Here is a 14,408-nt window from a genome sequence, read left to right as displayed (position 1 = left end):
GCGACGCCCGCCGCAAGGGGATGCGGCGGGCGCCAAAGCGAAACGCGGATCAGAACTGGTCTTCGTACTTGCGGGCCAGCTCTTCGATGTTCTCGGGGGGCCAGTCCGGCACGTCCATGCCGAGGTGCAGACCCATGGTCGAGAGCACTTCCTTGATCTCGTTCAGCGACTTGCGGCCGAAGTTCGGGGTGCGCAGCATCTCCGCCTCGGTCTTCTGGATCAGGTCGCCGATATAGACGATGTTGTCGTTCTTCAGGCAGTTCGCAGACCGCACCGAGAGCTCCAGCTCGTCCACCTTCTTGAGCAGGAGCGGGTTGAACTCGAGGTCGTCCTGCTCTTCCTTGCGCTGCACCGCGTCCGGCTCGTCGAAGTTGACGAAGACGGCCAGCTGGTCCTGCAGGATGCGCGCGGCGAAGGCCACGGCGTCCTCGGGGGTGACGGAGCCGTCGGTCTCGATCGAGAGCGTCAGCTTGTCATAGTCCAGCACCTGGCCCTCGCGGGTCGGCTCGACCTTGTAGGACACCTTCTTGACCGGCGAGAACAGCGCGTCGACGGGGATCAGGCCGATCGGGCTGTCCTCGGTCTTCTGCTTGTCGGCGGGGACGTAGCCCTTGCCGGTGTTCACGGTCAGCTCCATGTGGAGCGACGCGCCCTGGTCGAGGTGGCAGATCACGTGGTCGGGGTTCAGGATCTCGATCCCCGCGGTGGTCTGGATGTCCCCGGCGCTGACGACGCCCGGGCCGGTCTTCTGGAGGGTCAGGCGCTTGGGCCCTTCGACCTCCATCTTCACCGCCACGCCCTTGATGTTCAGGACGACGTCGGTCACGTCCTCGCGCACGCCGGCGATGGACGAGAATTCATGCAGAACGCCGTCGATCTGAATCGAGGTGATCGCGGCGCCCTGGAGCGACGACAGCAGCACGCGGCGCAGCGCGTTGCCGAGGGTCAGGCCGAAGCCCCGCTCGAGCGGCTCGGCGATCACCGTGGCCTGCGCCGACGCGTCGGCGCCCGCGCGGATGTCGAGGCGGGTGGGCCGGATGAGTTCCTGCCAGTTCTTGTGGATCATGGGGCGTGGTCCTCCATTCCTGTCCGCTGCGGGATCCAGACTGCTGCGGACGTCCCGAGGAAACCTTGAAAGGCTGCCGTTTCAACGGCGAAGACCCGCCCCTTCAAGGTGGGGGCGGGCCAGTTCTTGTCAGGCGCTGCGCGTCAGACGCGGCGGCGCTTCGGCGGGCGGCAGCCGTTGTGCGGGATCGGGGTGACGTCCCGGATCGCGGTCACGGTCAGACCGGCGGCCTGGAAGGCGCGCAGCGCCGACTCGCGGCCGCCGCCGGGGCCCTGCACCTCGACCTCGAGGGTGCGCAGGCCGTGATCCATCGCCTTCTTCGCCGCGTCTTCCGCAGCCACCTGGGCGGCGTACGGGGTCGACTTGCGCGAGCCGCGGAAGCCCATGGCGCCCGAGGACGACCACGAGATCGCGTTGCCCTGGGCGTCGGCGATGAGGATCTTGGTGTTGTTGAAGGAAGAGTTCACGTGGGCCACGCCCGACGAGATGTTCTTCCGCTCCTTGCGCTTCGTGCGCTGCTTGTCGCGAGCCATCTGTCCTGCCCTCCCTTACTTCTTCTTGCCGGCGATCGGCTTCGCCGGGCCCTTGCGGGTGCGGGCGTTGGTGTGGGTGCGCTGGCCGCGCACGGGCAGGCCGCGGCGGTGACGCAGGCCGCGGTAGCAGCCGAGGTCCATCAGGCGCTTGATGTTGACCGCGACTTCACGGCGAAGGTCGCCTTCCACGGTCACGTTGGCGTCGATGTGCTCACGGATCGCGAGGACCTCGGCGTCCGACAGCTCGTTCACGCGGCGCTCTTCGGCCACGCCGACGGCGGCGCAGATTTCCTTGGCGGTCGTGTCGCCGATGCCGTGGATGTAGGTCAGGGCGATGTGGACCCGTTTGTGGGTCGGGATGTTAACGCCTGCAATGCGGGCCAAACCGGATCTCCGTTCGGTTTCACGACGCGCCCGGTCCCAGGGGGCCGGTAAGATGCGCCGCGTCATCTGTGAATGTCGGGGAGCGGACCCCCTGACGTCGAAGCCCCCCGGAACCGGGGGGCTGGACGCTGAGTCGCAACGGGTCAACCCTTTTGCGACTCTTCGTACTGAGGGCGCGGAGTATAGGAGCGACTCGGGGGGCGTCAACCCCGCGCGAACACCCCCGCGCGCCTTTCTTCGGGGCGGCGCGTCAGGCGTCCAGCGCGGCCTTCACGGCGGCGGCCACGGCGTCGATCTCGCCCAGCCCGTCCAGCGCGGTCAGAAGACCCTTGGCGTGATAATAGCCGATCAGCGGGCCGGTGTCGCGGTAGTAGTTGAACAGCCGCGTGCGCATCGCCTCGGCGTTGTCGTCGGCCCGGGCCTTGCCGCCCGCCGCCACCGCTTCCGCCGCGCGGTTCACCACGCGCTTCACCAGCACCTCGTCATCGGCCTTCAGCTGGATCACCTTGTCCAGCGTCTCGCCCTTCGCCGCCAGCAGCTCGCCCAGGGCGTCGGCCTGGGCCAGCGTCCGCGGGAAGCCGTCGAAGATGAAGCCGCCCTCCGCGCCCGCCTCGAGCTTCTCGGCGATCAGGTCGATGACGATCTGGTCGGTGACGAGATCGCCCCGCGCCATGATGTCCTTCACCTTCTCGCCCAGCGGCGTGCCCGCCGCCTGGGCTTCGCGCAGCATGTCGCCGGTGGAGAGCTGGACCATGCCGCGGTCCTGGATCAGGCGGGCGGCCTGGGTGCCCTTGCCGGCGCCCGGCGGGCCAAGCAGGATGATGTTCATCGACGTTTCTTCCCTTTGCCGCGGAGCTTCGATTTCTCGATCAGCCCCTCGTACTGATGCGCGAGCAGGTGGGATTGCACCTGCGTGACCGTGTCCATGGTTACCGACACGACGATCAGAAGCGAAGTGCCGCCAAAGTAGAAGGGCACGGCGAGCTCGGCCCGCAGGATCTCCGGCATGAGACAGATGATCGAGAGGTAGAGCGCGCCCAGCACCGTCAGGCGGTTGAGGACGAAGTCGAGATATTCGGCCGTCTTCTTGCCCGGACGGATGCCCGGCACGTAGCCGCCGTTGCGCCGCAGGTTCTCCGACACCTCCTCGGGGTTGAAGACCACCGAGGTGTAGAAGAACGAGAAGAACACGATCATGGCCACGAAGAAGATCAGGTAGCCCGCCTGCCCCGGCCCGAAATAGGCCGAGATCCAGCCGAGGATGCCGGTGGTGCCGCCATCGGCCGAGAAGCTGGCGATGGTGGTCGGCAGCAGCAGCAGCGACGAGGCGAAGATCGGCGGGATGACGCCCGCGGTGTTGACCTTCAGCGGCAGGAACGAATTCTCGCCCCCGTACATCTTCTGGCCGACCTGGCGCTTGGGATACTGCACGAGGATCCGGCGCTGCGCCCGCTCGATATAGACCACGCCCGCGATCACCACGACCGCGAGGACGAGGACCAGCAGGATGATCGCCGCGGCCAGCTGGCCGGTGCGCCCCAGCTCGAACATCTGCGCCATGGCGCGCGGCAGCTCGGCCACGATGCCCGCGTAGATGATCAGCGAGATGCCGTTGCCGATCCCGCGCGCGGTGATCTGCTCGCCCAGCCACATCAGCAGCATGGTGCCGCCGACGAGCGAGATGACGGCCGAGGCGCGGAAGAACCAGCCCGGGTCCATGGCCAGTTCCTGGCCCTCGAGACCCACCGCGATGCCGTAGGCCTGGAAGGTGGCCAGGATCACCGTGCCGTAGCGGGTGTACTGGTTGATCTTCCGGCGGCCGGCTTCGCCGTCCTTCTTCATCTTCTCCAGCTCGGGGACCATCGAGCTCATCAGCTGCATGATGATCGACGCCGAGATGTAGGGCATGATGCCGAGGGTGAAGATCGCCATGCGGCTGACGGCGCCGCCGGCGAACATGTTGAACACCCCCAGGATCCCGCCCTGCGTCTGCTCGACGAAGCGCGCAAGCTGGCCCGGGTCGATGCCCGGAAGCGGGATGTAGGTGCCCACGCGATAGATGATCAGGAGACCGAGGGTGAACCAGATGCGTGCCTGGAGATCCTTGGCCTTGCCAAGGGTGCTCCAGGACAGGTTCGCGGCCATCTGCTCGGCTGCCGACGCCATGCGCATGCCCTTCCATGATTGCGCCGCCCGGGGGGGATCCCCGCGGCGGCGCCTGTTTACCTAGTCGCGTGCACGCTTGCGTGCAATGCGATCATTCGGCCTCGGCCGGCGCCTCGGCTTTCTCAGCGACGGTGATCGACCCGCCGGCGGCCTTGATGGCGGCCGCGGCCGACTTGGAGGCGCCGGTGACGGTGACGGTCACGGCCTGCTTGAGCTCGCCGCGGCCCAGGACGCGGATGCCGTCCAGCTTGCGGCGCACGAGGCCCGACGCGACCAGCGCGTCCTCGGTGATCTCGGCGGCGTTCAGCTTGCCGGCGTCGATGAACTTCTGGATCCCGTCCAGGTTCACAACGGCGAAGTTCTTCGCGTTGATCGGGTTGAAACCGCGCTTGGGCAGACGGCGGTAGATCGGCATCTGGCCGCCCTCGAAGCCGTTGATGGCGACGCCGGAGCGCGAGGACTGGCCCTTGATGCCGCGGCCGCCCATCTTGCCGATGCCCGAACCCGGGCCGCGGCCGACGCGCTTGCGGGCTTTGGTGGCGCCGGGATTGTCGCGGAGCTCATGCAGTTTCATGACGCTTTTCCTTTTCGTGTCGGATGCCCGCGCCGCGTCTGGCGGCGGGCCCATCGACGGATGATCTGTCTGGGTGCGGGGGACGCGCCCCCGGGGCCGGGGCCCCCTGCCCTTCCCCGGTCCCGATTCTCGGGGCCCGAAAGGACGAGCGGCGCGCCCTTTTAGAGGCGCGCCGCCGCAGCTTCAAGAGGTGGACGGCCTCAGCCGTCCTTCTCCTCGATGATCTTCGCCAGGTGCGGGATGCTCGCGACCATGCCGCGCACCGAGGGGGTGTCCTCGAGCTCGCGGGTCTTGTGCATCTTGTTCAGCCCGAGACCGATCAGGGTCTCACGCTGCTTGGCGGGACGGCGGATCGGCGAACCGATCTGCTTCACGACGATGGTCTTGCCCATGGGTCCGAACTCCTATCAGGCTTCGACGGTCTCGGCTTCCGCCGGGACGTCGTCACGCTTGGGAAGGATGTCCGCGACCTTCTTGCCGCGGCGCGAGGCCACCTGGCGCGGGGACTGGGCGGCGCCCAGACCCTGAAGGGTCGCACGGATCATGTTGTAGGGGTTCTGCGACCCCAGCGACTTCGCCACCACGTCCTGGACGCCCAGCATCTCGAAGACGGCGCGCATCGGGCCGCCCGCGATGATGCCGGTGCCCTGCGGGGCGGTCCGCATCACGACCTTGCCGGCGCCGTGACGGCCCTGCATGTCGTGATGAAGGGTCCGGCCCTCGCGCAGCGGAACGCGGATCATCTGCCGCTTCGCCTGCTCGGTGGCCTTCCGGATCGCCTCGGGGACTTCGCGGGCCTTGCCCTTGCCGAAGCCGACGCGGCCCTTCTGGTCGCCGACGACCACGAGCGCGGCGAAGCCGAAGCGCTTGCCGCCCTTCACGGTCTTGGAGACGCGGTTGATCGCAACGAGACGATCGGCGAATTCGGGATCTTCACGCTCGCGGCGATCGCGGCGGTCGTCATTCCTGGCCATGATACGCCTCCTTAGAACTTCAGACCGCCCTCACGGGCGGCATCGGCGAGCGCTTTGAGCTTGCCCGCGAACAGGAAGCCGCCGCGATCGAACACGACTTCTTCCACGCCCGCCGCTTTGGCACGCTCGGCGATGATGGCGCCGATTTTCGCGGCGGCATCCTTGTTGTTGCGACCCACGACGCCGTGGGCCTGCTCCAGCGTCGAGGCCGCGGCCAGGGTCCGGCCCTGGGCGTCGTCGATGATCTGGACAGAGAGGTTCTTGTTCGACCGGTGCACCGACAGACGCGGCTTGCCGCCCGAGAACTTCTTGAGCTTGTTCCGGTTGCGCAGGCGGCGCTTGATGAACAGCTCTCGCTTCGAGTTCGCCATCTTGTGCGCTCCTTACTTCTTCTTACCTTCCTTGCGGAAGATGTATTCGCCCTTGTAGCGAATGCCTTTGCCCTTGTAGGGCTCGGGCTTCCGCCACTCCCGGATGTTCGCGGCAACCTGGCCGACCAGCTGCTGGTCGATCCCGGTCACTTCGATCTCGGTGGGCTTCGCGCACTTGATGTCGATGCCCGCGGGGATCGCGAACTCGACGTCATGGGAATAGCCGAGAGCCATCTTCAGGGTCGAGCCCTGAACCTGGGCGCGGTAACCGACGCCCTGGATCTCGAGCTCCTTCTTGAAGCCCTCGGTCACGCCCTGCACCAGATTCGCGATCTGGGTGCGGGTCATGCCCCACTGCTGACGGGCGCGCTTGGAGGAGCCGCGCGGCTTCACGGACACGGTGGAGCCGTCGACGATGATGTCGACGTCATCCGTGGCGTTGAAGCTGCGGGTCCCCTTCGGGCCCTTCACATCGATCTTCTGGCCGGACACGGTCGCCGAGACGCCGCCGGGCAGTTCGATCGGTTTCTTGCCGATACGAGACATTCCTAGGCCTCCCTTAGAACACGGTGCACAGGACCTCGCCGCCGACATTGGCGGCGCGGGCGCTGGCATCCGACATCACGCCTTTCGGCGTGGAGATGATGGCGACGCCGAGGCCCTGGCGGACCTGCGGCAGCTCGGTCACGCCGGAGTAGACGCGACGGCCGGGGGTCGACACGCGCTTCAGCTCGCGGATCACCGGCTCGCCGTCGTAGTACTTCAGCGAGATTTCGAACATCGGGAAGGCCTGCCCTTCGGGCTGCAGCTTCTCGTAGCCGCGGATGAAGCCTTCGTCGAGGAGCACGTCGAGCACCCAGCCCTGGACCTTGGAGACCGGGCAGAGGACGGTCGACTTGCGACGCATCTGCGCGTTGCGGATGCGGGCGAGCATATCGCCGATGGGGTCGTTCACAGACATCGTGCGCTCCTCACCAGCTCGACTTGACCATGCCGGGGATCTGGCCGGTGGAGGCCAGGTCGCGCAGCGCGATACGGGACATCTTCAGCTTGCGGTAGTAGGCGCGCGGACGGCCCGAGACTTCGCAGCGGTTGCGAAGACGGGTGGCCGACGAGTTGCGCGGCAGTTTGGCAAGCTTCATCGAGAGTTTCACGCGGTCCGAGAGCGACAGCTCCGGGTTCGCGATCTGCTCCTTCAGCGCGGCGCGCTTGGCGGCATACTTGTCCACCAGTTTCTGGCGCTTCAGCTCGCGCTGGATCATGCTGACTTTAGCCATGTTCAGCTCTCCTCTGCGTCAGTTGGTGAACGGCATGTTGAAGGCCTTGAGCAGGGCCTTCGCCTCGGCGTCCGTCGGAGCGGTGGTCCCGATGACGATGTCCATGCCCCACATCTGGTCGATGCGGTCATAGTCGATCTCGGGGAACACGATGTGCTCCTTCAGGCCCATGGCGTAGTTGCCACGGCCGTCGAACGCCGACCCCTTCACGCCGCGGAAGTCACGCACGCGCGGCAGCGCGATGGTGATCAGGCGGTCCAGGAATTCGAACATGCGGTCGCCGCGCAGGGTCACCTTGACGCCGAGGGGCATGCCCTCGCGCACCTTGAAGCCCGCGATGGACTTCTTGGCCTTGGTGATCACCGGCTTCTGACCCGCGATCTTCTCCAGCTCCTCGAAAGCAGCCTTGATCTTCTTCGAGTCGTTGACGGCTTCGCCGACGCCCATGTTGAGAACGATCTTCTCAAGGCGCGGGATCTGCATGTCGTTCTTGTAGCCGAACTCTTCCTTCAGCGCGGCGCGGATCGAGTCCACGTAGAGCTGACGGAGGCGCGGGGTGTAATCGGTCGCGTCAAGCATCGATGATCTCCCCGGACTTCTTGGCGTAGCGAACCTTCTTGCCGTCGACTTCCTTGAAGCCGACGCGGGTCGGGCCGCCCTCCTTGGGGTCGAGATAGGCCAGGTTCGACAGCTCGATGGTCGCTTCCTGGCGGATCCGGCCGCCCTCGTTCTGGGCCGACTGGCGGACATGGCGCACGACCATGTTCACGCCCGACACCAGCGCGCGGTTCTCAGCGGGCAGAACCTTGAGGATCTCGCCCTCCTGGCCCTTGTCCTTGCCGGCGATGACGACGACCTTGTCGCCCTTCTTCAGCTTGGCAGCCATCACAGCACCTCCGGCGCGAGCGAGATGATCTTCATGAAGTTCTTCGCGCGCAGCTCACGAACCACCGGCCCGAAGATACGGGTGCCGACCGGCTCGAGGTTGTTGTTCAGGATCACGGCGGCGTTGCCATCGAAGCGAATGGCGGTGCCGTCTTCGCGACGGACCTCCTTCGCGGTGCGGACGACGACGGCCTTGCGCACGTCGCCCTTCTTCACGCGGCCGCGCGGAATGGCCTCCTTCACGGAGACCACGATGATGTCACCGACCGAAGCGTATTTACGCTTCGCGCCGCCGAGCACCTTGATGCACTGCACTCGACGGGCGCCGGAATTGTCGGCGACCTCGAGGTTGGTCTGCATCTGGATCATGGCTGATCACTCCCGACCTGTGGGGACGCTGCCCCACGGTTTCGACAAAAGTCGAAGGAGTTACCGGCTCAGGCTTCCGCCTGATCGGTAACAACCTCCCACCGCTTGGTTTTCGAGTAGGGGGCGCACTCGATGATGCGAACCTTGTCGCCCACCTTGTACTGGTCGTTCGCGTCGTGGGCGCGGTAGCGCTTGGACATGCGGACGGTCTTCTTCATGACCGGGTGCGTGAAGCGACGCTCCACCAGCACGGTCACGGTCTGGGCGTTCTGGTCGGACACCACGGTCCCCTGCAGGATGCGCTTGGGCATGATCTCAGGCCTCCGACGAAGCGGCCGCGGCCGCTTTCTGGTTCAGGATGGTCTTGACCCGCGCGACGTCGCGGCGGACCTCGGTCATCTTGTGGGTCTTCTCGTTCTGGCCGGTGGCGGCCTGGAAGCGCAGGTTGAACGCTTCCTTTTTCAGCGACACGAGCTTCTCGCGCAGCTGGTCCGGGGTCATGTCCCGAAGATCGGCGGCTTTCGCCATGATCCGTTCCCTTTCAACAGTCGCTGGAGAGCCGCGCGCGAGTCAGCCGCACGTCACCCTGATTCCAGCGGAGCAGGTGGATGAGGGGGCCGTATAGGCTTGAGTCCCCCCCGATGCAACAGCTCATTCGTAAAACGCCGAGGAATCCCCCCGGCGATGAAAAACCCCCGCCCGAAGGCGGGGGTTTTCGCATTTTTCAGGTCGTCCGGGCCCGGCCTGCGGGCCTGGAACTCACCAGTCTTCGCGCTGCACGAAGCGGCACTTGACCGGGAGCTTCATGGCGGCGAGGCGGAGCGCCTCGCGGGCCACGACCTCGGACACGCCGTCGATCTCGAACATCACGCGGCCCGGCTTGACCTTGGCCGCCCAGTACTCCACCGAGCCCTTGCCCTTACCCATACGAACCTCGGTGGGCTTCTGGGTGACGGGGACGTCCGGGAAGATGCGGATCCACACGCGGCCCTGGCGCTTCATGTGACGCGTCATGGCCCGGCGGGCGGCCTCGATCTGGCGCGCGGTGATGCGCTCCGGCTCGGTGGACTTCAGGCCGAACTGGCCGAAGTTCAGGTCGGTGCCGCCCTTCGCTTCGCCCTTGATCCGACCCTTGTGCTGTTTACGGAACTTGGTCCGTTTCGGCATAAGCATTGGAGGTTCTCCTTACCGGTCGTCGCGACGCGGACGACGGTTGTCGCCGCCTTCCTGCATCTGCGCCTGGCGACGATCACGGGCGCCCGGATCGTGCTCCATGATCTCGCCTTTGAAGATCCAGACCTTGATCCCGATGATGCCGTAGGCGGTCTTCGCCTCGACATGCGCGTGATCGATGTCCGCACGCAGGGTGTGCAGGGGCACGCGGCCCTCGCGGTACCACTCGGTCCGGGCGATCTCGGCGCCGCCGAGACGGCCGCCGCAGTTGATCCGGATCCCGAGGGCGCCCATGCGCATGGCGTTCTGGACGGCGCGCTTGATGGCGCGACGGAAGGCGATGCGGCGCTCGAGCTGCTGGGCGATGTTCTCACCCACCAGGCGGGCGTCGATCTCCGGCTTGCGGACCTCGACGATGTTGAGGTGCAGCTCGGAGGACGTCAGCTTCGAGAGCTTCTGGCGAAGCTTCTCGATGTCGGCGCCCTTCTTGCCGATGATCACGCCCGGGCGCGCGGTGTGAATGGTCACACGGCACTTGCGGTGCGGACGCTCGATCACCACGCGGGAGATGCCGGCCTGGGCGCAGTTGTCACGGATGAACTTGCGGATCCGCAGGTCCTCGTGCAGCAGGTCGCCATACTCCTTGGTCGGAGCATACCAGCGGCTGTCCCAGGTGCGGTTGACCTGCAGGCGCAGGCCGATCGGATTGACCTTGTTACCCATCAGGCGTTCTCCTCGACCTGGCGAACTTTCACGGTGACCTGCGCGAACGGCTTGAAGATCCGGCCGAAGCGGCCGCGCGCCCGGGGACGCCCACGCTTCATGACCAGGTTCTTGCCGACCCACGCCTCGGCGACGATGAGATCATCGACGTCCAGGCCATGGTTGTTCTCGGCGTTCGCAATGGCCGACTGCAGGCACTTGCGCACGTCGATCGCGATCCGCTTCTTCGAGAAGGCCAGCTCGTTCATCGCCTGCGCGACCGGCTTCTTGCGGATCTGCTGGGCGACAAGGTTGAGCTTCTGGGGCGACACGCGCAGCATGCGGGTCACGGCCATCGCTTCATTGTCCGCGACGCGGCGCGGATTTTGGGTCTTACCCATATCTCGTTACCTCCGCTTCGCTTTCTTGTCGGCCATGTGGCCGTAGTAGGTGCGGGTGGGCGAATACTCGCCGAATTTCTGGCCGATCATATCCTCGGTGACGTTCACCGGGATGTGCTTCTTGCCATTGTAGACACCGAACGTCAGACCGACGAACTGCGGCAGAATGGTGCTGCGGCGCGACCAGATCTTGATGACTTCGCTGCGGCCCGAGGCATGGGCTTTTTCGGCCTTCTTCAGGACGTAGGAGTCGACGAAGGGGCCTTTCCAGACGGAACGGGGCATTCAAGCGCTCCTTACTTGCGGCCTTTGCGCACGTGGCGCGAGCGGACGATGTACTTGTCGGTGGCCTTGTTGGTGCGGGTCTTCCGCCCCTTCGTGGGCTTGCCCCACGGGGTCACCGGGTGACGGCCGCCCGAGGTACGGCCTTCGCCGCCGCCATGCGGGTGGTCGATCGGGTTCATCGCGACGCCGCGGACGGCGGGGCGCTTGCCCATGTGGCGAACACGACCGGCCTTGCCGAGGTTCTGGTTCTGGTGGTCCTGGTTGGACACGGCGCCGATGGTCGCCATGCACTCCTGGCGCACCATGCGCAGTTCGCCCGAAGAAAGGCGGATCTGGGCGTAGCCGCCGTCACGACCGACGAACTGGGCGTAGGCGCCCGCCGCACGGGCGATCTGGCCGCCCTTGCCCGGCTTCAACTCGATGTTGTGAACGATCGTGCCGATCGGCATGCCGGTGAACGGCATCGCGTTGCCCGGCTTCACGTCGACCTTCGCGCCGGCGATCACCTTGTCGCCGACGCCGAGGCGCTGCGGCGCCAGGATGTAGGCCTGCTGGCCGTCCTCGTACCGCACCAGCGCGATGAACGCGGTCCGGTTGGGATCGTACTCGATGCGCTCCACCGTGGCGGGCATATCGAACTTGTTGCGCTTGAAATCCACGATGCGGTAGAGCCGCTTCGCGCCGCCGCCGCGCCGCCGCGCGGTGATCCGTCCGGTGTTGTTCCGGCCGCCCTTCTTCGTCAGACCCTCGGTGAGGGTCTTGACGGGACGACCTTTCCACAGTTCCGAACGGTCGATCAGAACCAGCCCGCGCTGGCCCGGCGTCGTGGGGTTGTAAGTCTTCAACGCCATCTTGCTGTCTTCCGTCACTGTCAGCGAAGGGGACGGAGCCCCTCCGCGTTTCCACATGCGGCCCCGAAGGTCCGCGTCGCATGTGCGGCCCCGGAGGTCCGCGAGCGTTGCGATCCGAGCCTGCCCCAGGGGCGCGACTCACCTGTCCCGCAACGAAACCGCGGGCCCGAAGGCCCGCGGAGAATCAGTCGGTGGGGGCTTGTATCAGAGCCCGGTGGCGACGTCGATGGCGTTGCCCTCTTCGAGGGTGACATACGCCTTCTTCACGTCTTTCCGCTTCCCCAGCTGGCCGCGGAAGCGCTTGACCTTGCCCTTGGTCACGGCGGTGTTGACCGCCTTGACCTTGACGTTGAACAGGGTCTCGACCGCTTCCTTGATCTGCGGCTTGTTGGCGTCGATCGCCACCTCGAAGACGACGGCGTTCTGCTCGGACGCCATGGTCGACTTCTCGGTGATGATCGGCTTGCGGATCACGTCGTAGAGTTCAGCCTTGACCGTCATTTCAGGCGCGCCTCCAGCGCTTCCAGGCCGGCCTTGGTGATGACGAGCTTGTCGCGACGCAGGATGTCATAGACATTCGCGCCCTGGCTCGGCAGCACGTCGATGCCGTCGATGTTGCGGGCGGCGAGCGCGAAGTTCGCGTTCACCTCGGCGCCGTCGATCACCAGCGCGCGGCGCAGGCCCAGCTTCTTCGCGGAAGCCGCGAGAACCTTGGTCTTCGCCTCGGCCAGCTCGGCGTTCTCGATCACCACGATCTCACCGGCTTTCGCCTTCGCCGACAGGGCCAGCTTCAGACCCAGCTTGCGGACCTTCTTGGGAAGGTCGTGGGCGTGGGAGCGGACCTGCGGGCCCTTGGTGGTGCCGCCGTGACGGAACTGGGACACGCCCTTGTCGCCGTGACGGGCGCCGCCGGTGCCCTTCTGCCGGTAGATCTTCTTGGTGGAGTAGGACACTTCCGACCGGGTCTTGGTCTTGTGCGTCCCCGCCTGCCGCTTGGCCAGCTGCCAGCGGACGACCCGGTGCAGGATGTCCGCACGCGGCTCCAGGCCGAAGATCTCGTCGTTCAGCTCGACGTCGCCCGCCGGGGACGCGTCGAGGGTCATGACTTCAGCTTTCATCACTCAGCCTCCCCCTCGGCAGGCGCCGCCTCGGCGGCCGCAGCCTCGACCGCAGCCTTGATGGCGGCGGGCATCGGCAGGCCCTCGGGCGCTTTCTTCTTCACGGCGTCGCGGATGGTGACCCAGCCGCCCTTCGAACCCGGGACCGCGCCCTTGACCATGATCAGGCCACGGTCGGCGTCGGTCTTCACGACCTCGAGGTTCTGGATGGTGACACGGGCGGCGCCCATGTGACCGGCCATCTTCTTGCCCTTGAACACGCGGCCCGGATCCTGGCACTGGCCGGTGGAGCCGTGCGAGCGGTGCGAGATCGACACGCCGTGCGACGCGCGCAGACCGCCGAAGTTGTGCCGCTTCATGGCGCCGGCGAAGCCTTTACCGATCGAGGTGCCCGCCACGTCGACATGCTGACCCGCGAGGAAGTGGTCAGCCGAAATCTCGGCGCCGACCTCGATCAGCTTGTCCTCGTCCACGCGGAACTCGACCAGCTTGCGCTTGGGGGCCACGGAGGCCTTCGCGAAGTGGCCGCGCTGCGGCGCGGTGGTGTTCTTGGCCTTGGCCGAGCCGGCGCCGAGCTGGACGGCGGTGTAGCCGTCGGTCTCGTTGGTGCGCTGGGCGACGACCTGGACGCTGTCCATCTGGAGAACGGTGACCGGGATCTGGCGACCGTCTTCCATGAAGAGCCGGGTCATGCCCAGCTTCTTCGCAATAACTCCGGAGCGCATCATTCCCCCCTCAGAGCTTGATCTCGACGTCCACGCCGGCCGCGAGGTCGAGCTTCATCAGCGCGTCCACGGTCTGCGGGGTCGGGTCCACGATGTCCAGCATCCGCTTGTGGGTGCGGATCTCGAACTGCTCGCGCGACTTCTTGTCGATATGCGGGCCGCGCAGAACGGTGAACTTCTCGATCTTGTTGGGGAGCGGGATGGGCCCGCGCACCTGGGCGCCGGTGCGCTTCGCGGTGTCGACGATCTCCTTCGTGCTGGCATCCAGCACGCGGTAGTCGAACGCGCGAAGGCGAATCCGGATGTTCTGGCCTTGCATGGCGCTATACCTTTGTTTCCGCAGGGAATTCAACGAAAACGCCGCAGGGCGGGGACCCGCCCCCCGGCGTTTTGGAACAGAACTGCGCTGTTGTGTGGCGGCCCATTAACAGGCCGCGACCGCCGAGGCAACCATAAAGGTCGCCCCGGCGAAACGGGATCAGGCGATGATCTTGGAGACGACGCCCGAACCGACGGTGCGGCCGCCTTCGCGGATGGCGAAGCGCAGCTTCTCT

The 14,408-nt window shown here is 66.2% G+C and carries 27 protein-coding genes; all 27 read right to left on the bottom strand.

Translation table 11 applies throughout. The features are described from left to right. Positions 1–49: 49 nt before the first annotated feature. Entirely contained in the window at positions 50–1,066 is a 1,017-nt protein-coding gene (locus ACQ5SO_RS02140) for a DNA-directed RNA polymerase subunit alpha (RefSeq protein WP_430939921.1), read from the bottom strand. A gap of 143 nt (positions 1,067–1,209) precedes the next feature. Beyond that, the gene (gene rpsK / locus ACQ5SO_RS02135) at positions 1,210–1,599 is read right to left on the bottom strand and encodes a 30S ribosomal protein S11 (RefSeq protein WP_430939920.1); all 390 of its coding nucleotides are present in this window, start codon (positions 1,597–1,599) and stop codon (positions 1,210–1,212) included. A gap of 15 nt (positions 1,600–1,614) precedes the next feature. Beyond that, positions 1,615–1,983 carry a 30S ribosomal protein S13 gene (gene rpsM, locus ACQ5SO_RS02130; RefSeq protein ID WP_430939919.1) on the bottom strand — a complete coding sequence of 123 codons (369 nt, stop codon included), beginning with the start codon at positions 1,981–1,983 and terminating at the stop codon, positions 1,615–1,617. Between the two features lie 250 nt (positions 1,984–2,233). Then, complete coding sequence (locus tag ACQ5SO_RS02125) at positions 2,234–2,812, bottom strand: adenylate kinase (protein WP_430939918.1); 579 nt, start codon at positions 2,810–2,812, stop codon at positions 2,234–2,236. Then, positions 2,809–4,149 carry a preprotein translocase subunit SecY gene (gene secY, locus ACQ5SO_RS02120; RefSeq protein ID WP_430939917.1) on the bottom strand — a complete coding sequence of 447 codons (1,341 nt, stop codon included), beginning with the start codon at positions 4,147–4,149 and terminating at the stop codon, positions 2,809–2,811. Before secY ends, ACQ5SO_RS02125 begins: the two co-directional genes overlap by 4 nt. A 91-nt stretch (positions 4,150–4,240) precedes the next feature. Continuing rightward, positions 4,241–4,723, bottom strand: a complete 483-nt coding sequence (gene rplO / locus ACQ5SO_RS02115) for a 50S ribosomal protein L15 (RefSeq protein WP_430939916.1) — start codon at positions 4,721–4,723, stop codon at positions 4,241–4,243. A gap of 200 nt (positions 4,724–4,923) precedes the next feature. Continuing rightward, positions 4,924–5,115: a 50S ribosomal protein L30 gene (gene rpmD, locus ACQ5SO_RS02110; RefSeq protein WP_430939915.1), complete on the bottom strand. Its 192-nt coding sequence runs from the start codon at positions 5,113–5,115 to the stop codon at positions 4,924–4,926. 15 nt (positions 5,116–5,130) lie between these two features. After that, positions 5,131–5,697 carry a 30S ribosomal protein S5 gene (gene rpsE, locus ACQ5SO_RS02105; RefSeq protein WP_430939914.1) on the bottom strand — a complete coding sequence of 189 codons (567 nt, stop codon included), beginning with the start codon at positions 5,695–5,697 and terminating at the stop codon, positions 5,131–5,133. An 11-nt stretch (positions 5,698–5,708) separates the two neighbouring features. Further along, complete coding sequence (gene rplR, locus ACQ5SO_RS02100) at positions 5,709–6,068, bottom strand: 50S ribosomal protein L18 (RefSeq protein ID WP_430939913.1); 360 nt, start codon at positions 6,066–6,068, stop codon at positions 5,709–5,711. 12 nt (positions 6,069–6,080) lie between these two features. Continuing rightward, complete coding sequence (rplF, locus tag ACQ5SO_RS02095) at positions 6,081–6,614, bottom strand: 50S ribosomal protein L6 (protein WP_430939912.1); 534 nt, start codon at positions 6,612–6,614, stop codon at positions 6,081–6,083. 13 nt (positions 6,615–6,627) lie between these two features. Then, positions 6,628–7,029, bottom strand: coding sequence for a 30S ribosomal protein S8 (rpsH, locus tag ACQ5SO_RS02090; RefSeq protein WP_430939911.1), 402 nt, complete (start codon positions 7,027–7,029; stop codon positions 6,628–6,630). Between the two features lie 10 nt (positions 7,030–7,039). Then, complete coding sequence (gene rpsN / locus ACQ5SO_RS02085) at positions 7,040–7,345, bottom strand: 30S ribosomal protein S14 (protein ID WP_430939910.1); 306 nt, start codon at positions 7,343–7,345, stop codon at positions 7,040–7,042. Positions 7,346–7,363: 18 nt separating this feature from the next. Continuing rightward, positions 7,364–7,924: a 50S ribosomal protein L5 gene (gene rplE / locus ACQ5SO_RS02080; protein ID WP_430939909.1), complete on the bottom strand. Its 561-nt coding sequence runs from the start codon at positions 7,922–7,924 to the stop codon at positions 7,364–7,366. After that, positions 7,917–8,231: a 50S ribosomal protein L24 gene (rplX, locus tag ACQ5SO_RS02075; RefSeq protein WP_430939908.1), complete on the bottom strand. Its 315-nt coding sequence runs from the start codon at positions 8,229–8,231 to the stop codon at positions 7,917–7,919. The genes rplE and rplX overlap by 8 nt, the downstream gene beginning before the upstream one ends. Then, positions 8,231–8,599, bottom strand: coding sequence for a 50S ribosomal protein L14 (gene rplN / locus ACQ5SO_RS02070; RefSeq protein ID WP_430939907.1), 369 nt, complete (start codon positions 8,597–8,599; stop codon positions 8,231–8,233). Before rplN ends, rplX begins: the two co-directional genes overlap by 1 nt. Positions 8,600–8,667: 68 nt before the next feature. After that, positions 8,668–8,910: a 30S ribosomal protein S17 gene (gene rpsQ / locus ACQ5SO_RS02065; RefSeq protein ID WP_430939906.1), complete on the bottom strand. Its 243-nt coding sequence runs from the start codon at positions 8,908–8,910 to the stop codon at positions 8,668–8,670. A gap of 4 nt (positions 8,911–8,914) precedes the next feature. Next, positions 8,915–9,127: a 50S ribosomal protein L29 gene (gene rpmC, locus ACQ5SO_RS02060; RefSeq protein WP_430939905.1), complete on the bottom strand. Its 213-nt coding sequence runs from the start codon at positions 9,125–9,127 to the stop codon at positions 8,915–8,917. A gap of 231 nt (positions 9,128–9,358) precedes the next feature. After that, positions 9,359–9,772, bottom strand: a complete 414-nt coding sequence (gene rplP, locus ACQ5SO_RS02055; RefSeq protein WP_430939904.1) for a 50S ribosomal protein L16 — start codon at positions 9,770–9,772, stop codon at positions 9,359–9,361. 12 nt (positions 9,773–9,784) lie between these two features. Next, positions 9,785–10,495, bottom strand: coding sequence for a 30S ribosomal protein S3 (rpsC, locus tag ACQ5SO_RS02050; protein WP_430939903.1), 711 nt, complete (start codon positions 10,493–10,495; stop codon positions 9,785–9,787). Continuing rightward, positions 10,495–10,875 carry a 50S ribosomal protein L22 gene (gene rplV, locus ACQ5SO_RS02045; protein ID WP_430939902.1) on the bottom strand — a complete coding sequence of 127 codons (381 nt, stop codon included), beginning with the start codon at positions 10,873–10,875 and terminating at the stop codon, positions 10,495–10,497. The genes rpsC and rplV overlap by 1 nt, the downstream gene beginning before the upstream one ends. Before the next feature lie 6 nt (positions 10,876–10,881). Continuing rightward, a complete protein-coding gene (rpsS, locus tag ACQ5SO_RS02040; RefSeq protein ID WP_430939901.1) occupies positions 10,882–11,160 on the bottom strand; it encodes a 30S ribosomal protein S19 in 279 nt (92 codons plus the stop codon). An 11-nt stretch (positions 11,161–11,171) separates the two neighbouring features. Continuing rightward, positions 11,172–12,011 carry a 50S ribosomal protein L2 gene (rplB, locus tag ACQ5SO_RS02035; protein WP_430939900.1) on the bottom strand — a complete coding sequence of 280 codons (840 nt, stop codon included), beginning with the start codon at positions 12,009–12,011 and terminating at the stop codon, positions 11,172–11,174. A gap of 204 nt (positions 12,012–12,215) precedes the next feature. Beyond that, complete coding sequence (locus ACQ5SO_RS02030; protein WP_430939899.1) at positions 12,216–12,512, bottom strand: 50S ribosomal protein L23; 297 nt, start codon at positions 12,510–12,512, stop codon at positions 12,216–12,218. Next, positions 12,509–13,129, bottom strand: a complete 621-nt coding sequence (rplD, locus tag ACQ5SO_RS02025; protein ID WP_430939898.1) for a 50S ribosomal protein L4 — start codon at positions 13,127–13,129, stop codon at positions 12,509–12,511. The genes ACQ5SO_RS02030 and rplD overlap by 4 nt, the downstream gene beginning before the upstream one ends. Then, positions 13,129–13,854 (bottom strand): 50S ribosomal protein L3, encoded by a 726-nt coding sequence (gene rplC / locus ACQ5SO_RS02020; protein WP_430939897.1) that lies wholly within the window; start codon positions 13,852–13,854, stop codon positions 13,129–13,131. The genes rplD and rplC overlap by 1 nt, the downstream gene beginning before the upstream one ends. Positions 13,855–13,864: 10 nt before the next feature. Next, the gene (gene rpsJ, locus ACQ5SO_RS02015) at positions 13,865–14,173 is read right to left on the bottom strand and encodes a 30S ribosomal protein S10 (RefSeq protein WP_430939896.1); all 309 of its coding nucleotides are present in this window, start codon (positions 14,171–14,173) and stop codon (positions 13,865–13,867) included. A 159-nt stretch (positions 14,174–14,332) separates the two neighbouring features. After that, positions 14,333–14,408: hypothetical protein (locus tag ACQ5SO_RS02010; RefSeq protein WP_430940050.1), on the bottom strand; the 76-nt coding region annotated here is incomplete at its 5' end.

Origin of the sequence: Rhodovulum sp. DZ06 (assembly GCF_050586345.1) — a bacterium.
Classification (GTDB): domain Bacteria; phylum Pseudomonadota; class Alphaproteobacteria; order Rhodobacterales; family Rhodobacteraceae; genus JBOCEF01.
This window is presented reverse-complemented; position numbering and strand designations above follow the sequence as displayed.

What these genes read in the sequence shown, in the direction of transcription:
- ACQ5SO_RS02140 (WP_430939921.1), bottom strand. Translation starts at nt 1,066, where the DNA reads ATGATCCACAAGAACTGGCAGGAACTCATCCGGCCCACCCGCCTCGAC.
- rpsK (WP_430939920.1), bottom strand. Translation starts at nt 1,599, where the DNA reads ATGGCTCGCGACAAGCAGCGCACGAAGCGCAAGGAGCGGAAGAACATC.
- ACQ5SO_RS02125 (WP_430939918.1), bottom strand. Translation starts at nt 2,812, where the DNA reads ATGAACATCATCCTGCTTGGCCCGCCGGGCGCCGGCAAGGGCACCCAG.
- secY (WP_430939917.1), bottom strand. Translation starts at nt 4,149, where the DNA reads ATGGCGTCGGCAGCCGAGCAGATGGCCGCGAACCTGTCCTGGAGCACC.
- rplO (WP_430939916.1), bottom strand. Translation starts at nt 4,723, where the DNA reads ATGAAACTGCATGAGCTCCGCGACAATCCCGGCGCCACCAAAGCCCGC.
- rpmD (WP_430939915.1), bottom strand. Translation starts at nt 5,115, where the DNA reads ATGGGCAAGACCATCGTCGTGAAGCAGATCGGTTCGCCGATCCGCCGT.
- rpsE (WP_430939914.1), bottom strand. Translation starts at nt 5,697, where the DNA reads ATGGCCAGGAATGACGACCGCCGCGATCGCCGCGAGCGTGAAGATCCC.
- rplR (WP_430939913.1), bottom strand. Translation starts at nt 6,068, where the DNA reads ATGGCGAACTCGAAGCGAGAGCTGTTCATCAAGCGCCGCCTGCGCAAC.
- rplF (WP_430939912.1), bottom strand. Translation starts at nt 6,614, where the DNA reads ATGTCTCGTATCGGCAAGAAACCGATCGAACTGCCCGGCGGCGTCTCG.
- rpsH (WP_430939911.1), bottom strand. Translation starts at nt 7,029, where the DNA reads ATGTCTGTGAACGACCCCATCGGCGATATGCTCGCCCGCATCCGCAAC.
- rpsN (WP_430939910.1), bottom strand. Translation starts at nt 7,345, where the DNA reads ATGGCTAAAGTCAGCATGATCCAGCGCGAGCTGAAGCGCCAGAAACTG.
- rplE (WP_430939909.1), bottom strand. Translation starts at nt 7,924, where the DNA reads ATGCTTGACGCGACCGATTACACCCCGCGCCTCCGTCAGCTCTACGTG.
- rplX (WP_430939908.1), bottom strand. Translation starts at nt 8,231, where the DNA reads ATGGCTGCCAAGCTGAAGAAGGGCGACAAGGTCGTCGTCATCGCCGGC.
- rplN (WP_430939907.1), bottom strand. Translation starts at nt 8,599, where the DNA reads ATGATCCAGATGCAGACCAACCTCGAGGTCGCCGACAATTCCGGCGCC.
- rpsQ (WP_430939906.1), bottom strand. Translation starts at nt 8,910, where the DNA reads ATGCCCAAGCGCATCCTGCAGGGGACCGTGGTGTCCGACCAGAACGCC.
- rpmC (WP_430939905.1), bottom strand. Translation starts at nt 9,127, where the DNA reads ATGGCGAAAGCCGCCGATCTTCGGGACATGACCCCGGACCAGCTGCGC.
- rplP (WP_430939904.1), bottom strand. Translation starts at nt 9,772, where the DNA reads ATGCTTATGCCGAAACGGACCAAGTTCCGTAAACAGCACAAGGGTCGG.
- rpsC (WP_430939903.1), bottom strand. Translation starts at nt 10,495, where the DNA reads ATGGGTAACAAGGTCAATCCGATCGGCCTGCGCCTGCAGGTCAACCGC.
- rplV (WP_430939902.1), bottom strand. Translation starts at nt 10,875, where the DNA reads ATGGGTAAGACCCAAAATCCGCGCCGCGTCGCGGACAATGAAGCGATG.
- rpsS (WP_430939901.1), bottom strand. Translation starts at nt 11,160, where the DNA reads ATGCCCCGTTCCGTCTGGAAAGGCCCCTTCGTCGACTCCTACGTCCTG.
- rplB (WP_430939900.1), bottom strand. Translation starts at nt 12,011, where the DNA reads ATGGCGTTGAAGACTTACAACCCCACGACGCCGGGCCAGCGCGGGCTG.
- ACQ5SO_RS02030 (WP_430939899.1), bottom strand. Translation starts at nt 12,512, where the DNA reads ATGACGGTCAAGGCTGAACTCTACGACGTGATCCGCAAGCCGATCATC.
- rplD (WP_430939898.1), bottom strand. Translation starts at nt 13,129, where the DNA reads ATGAAAGCTGAAGTCATGACCCTCGACGCGTCCCCGGCGGGCGACGTC.
- rplC (WP_430939897.1), bottom strand. Translation starts at nt 13,854, where the DNA reads ATGCGCTCCGGAGTTATTGCGAAGAAGCTGGGCATGACCCGGCTCTTC.
- rpsJ (WP_430939896.1), bottom strand. Translation starts at nt 14,173, where the DNA reads ATGCAAGGCCAGAACATCCGGATTCGCCTTCGCGCGTTCGACTACCGC.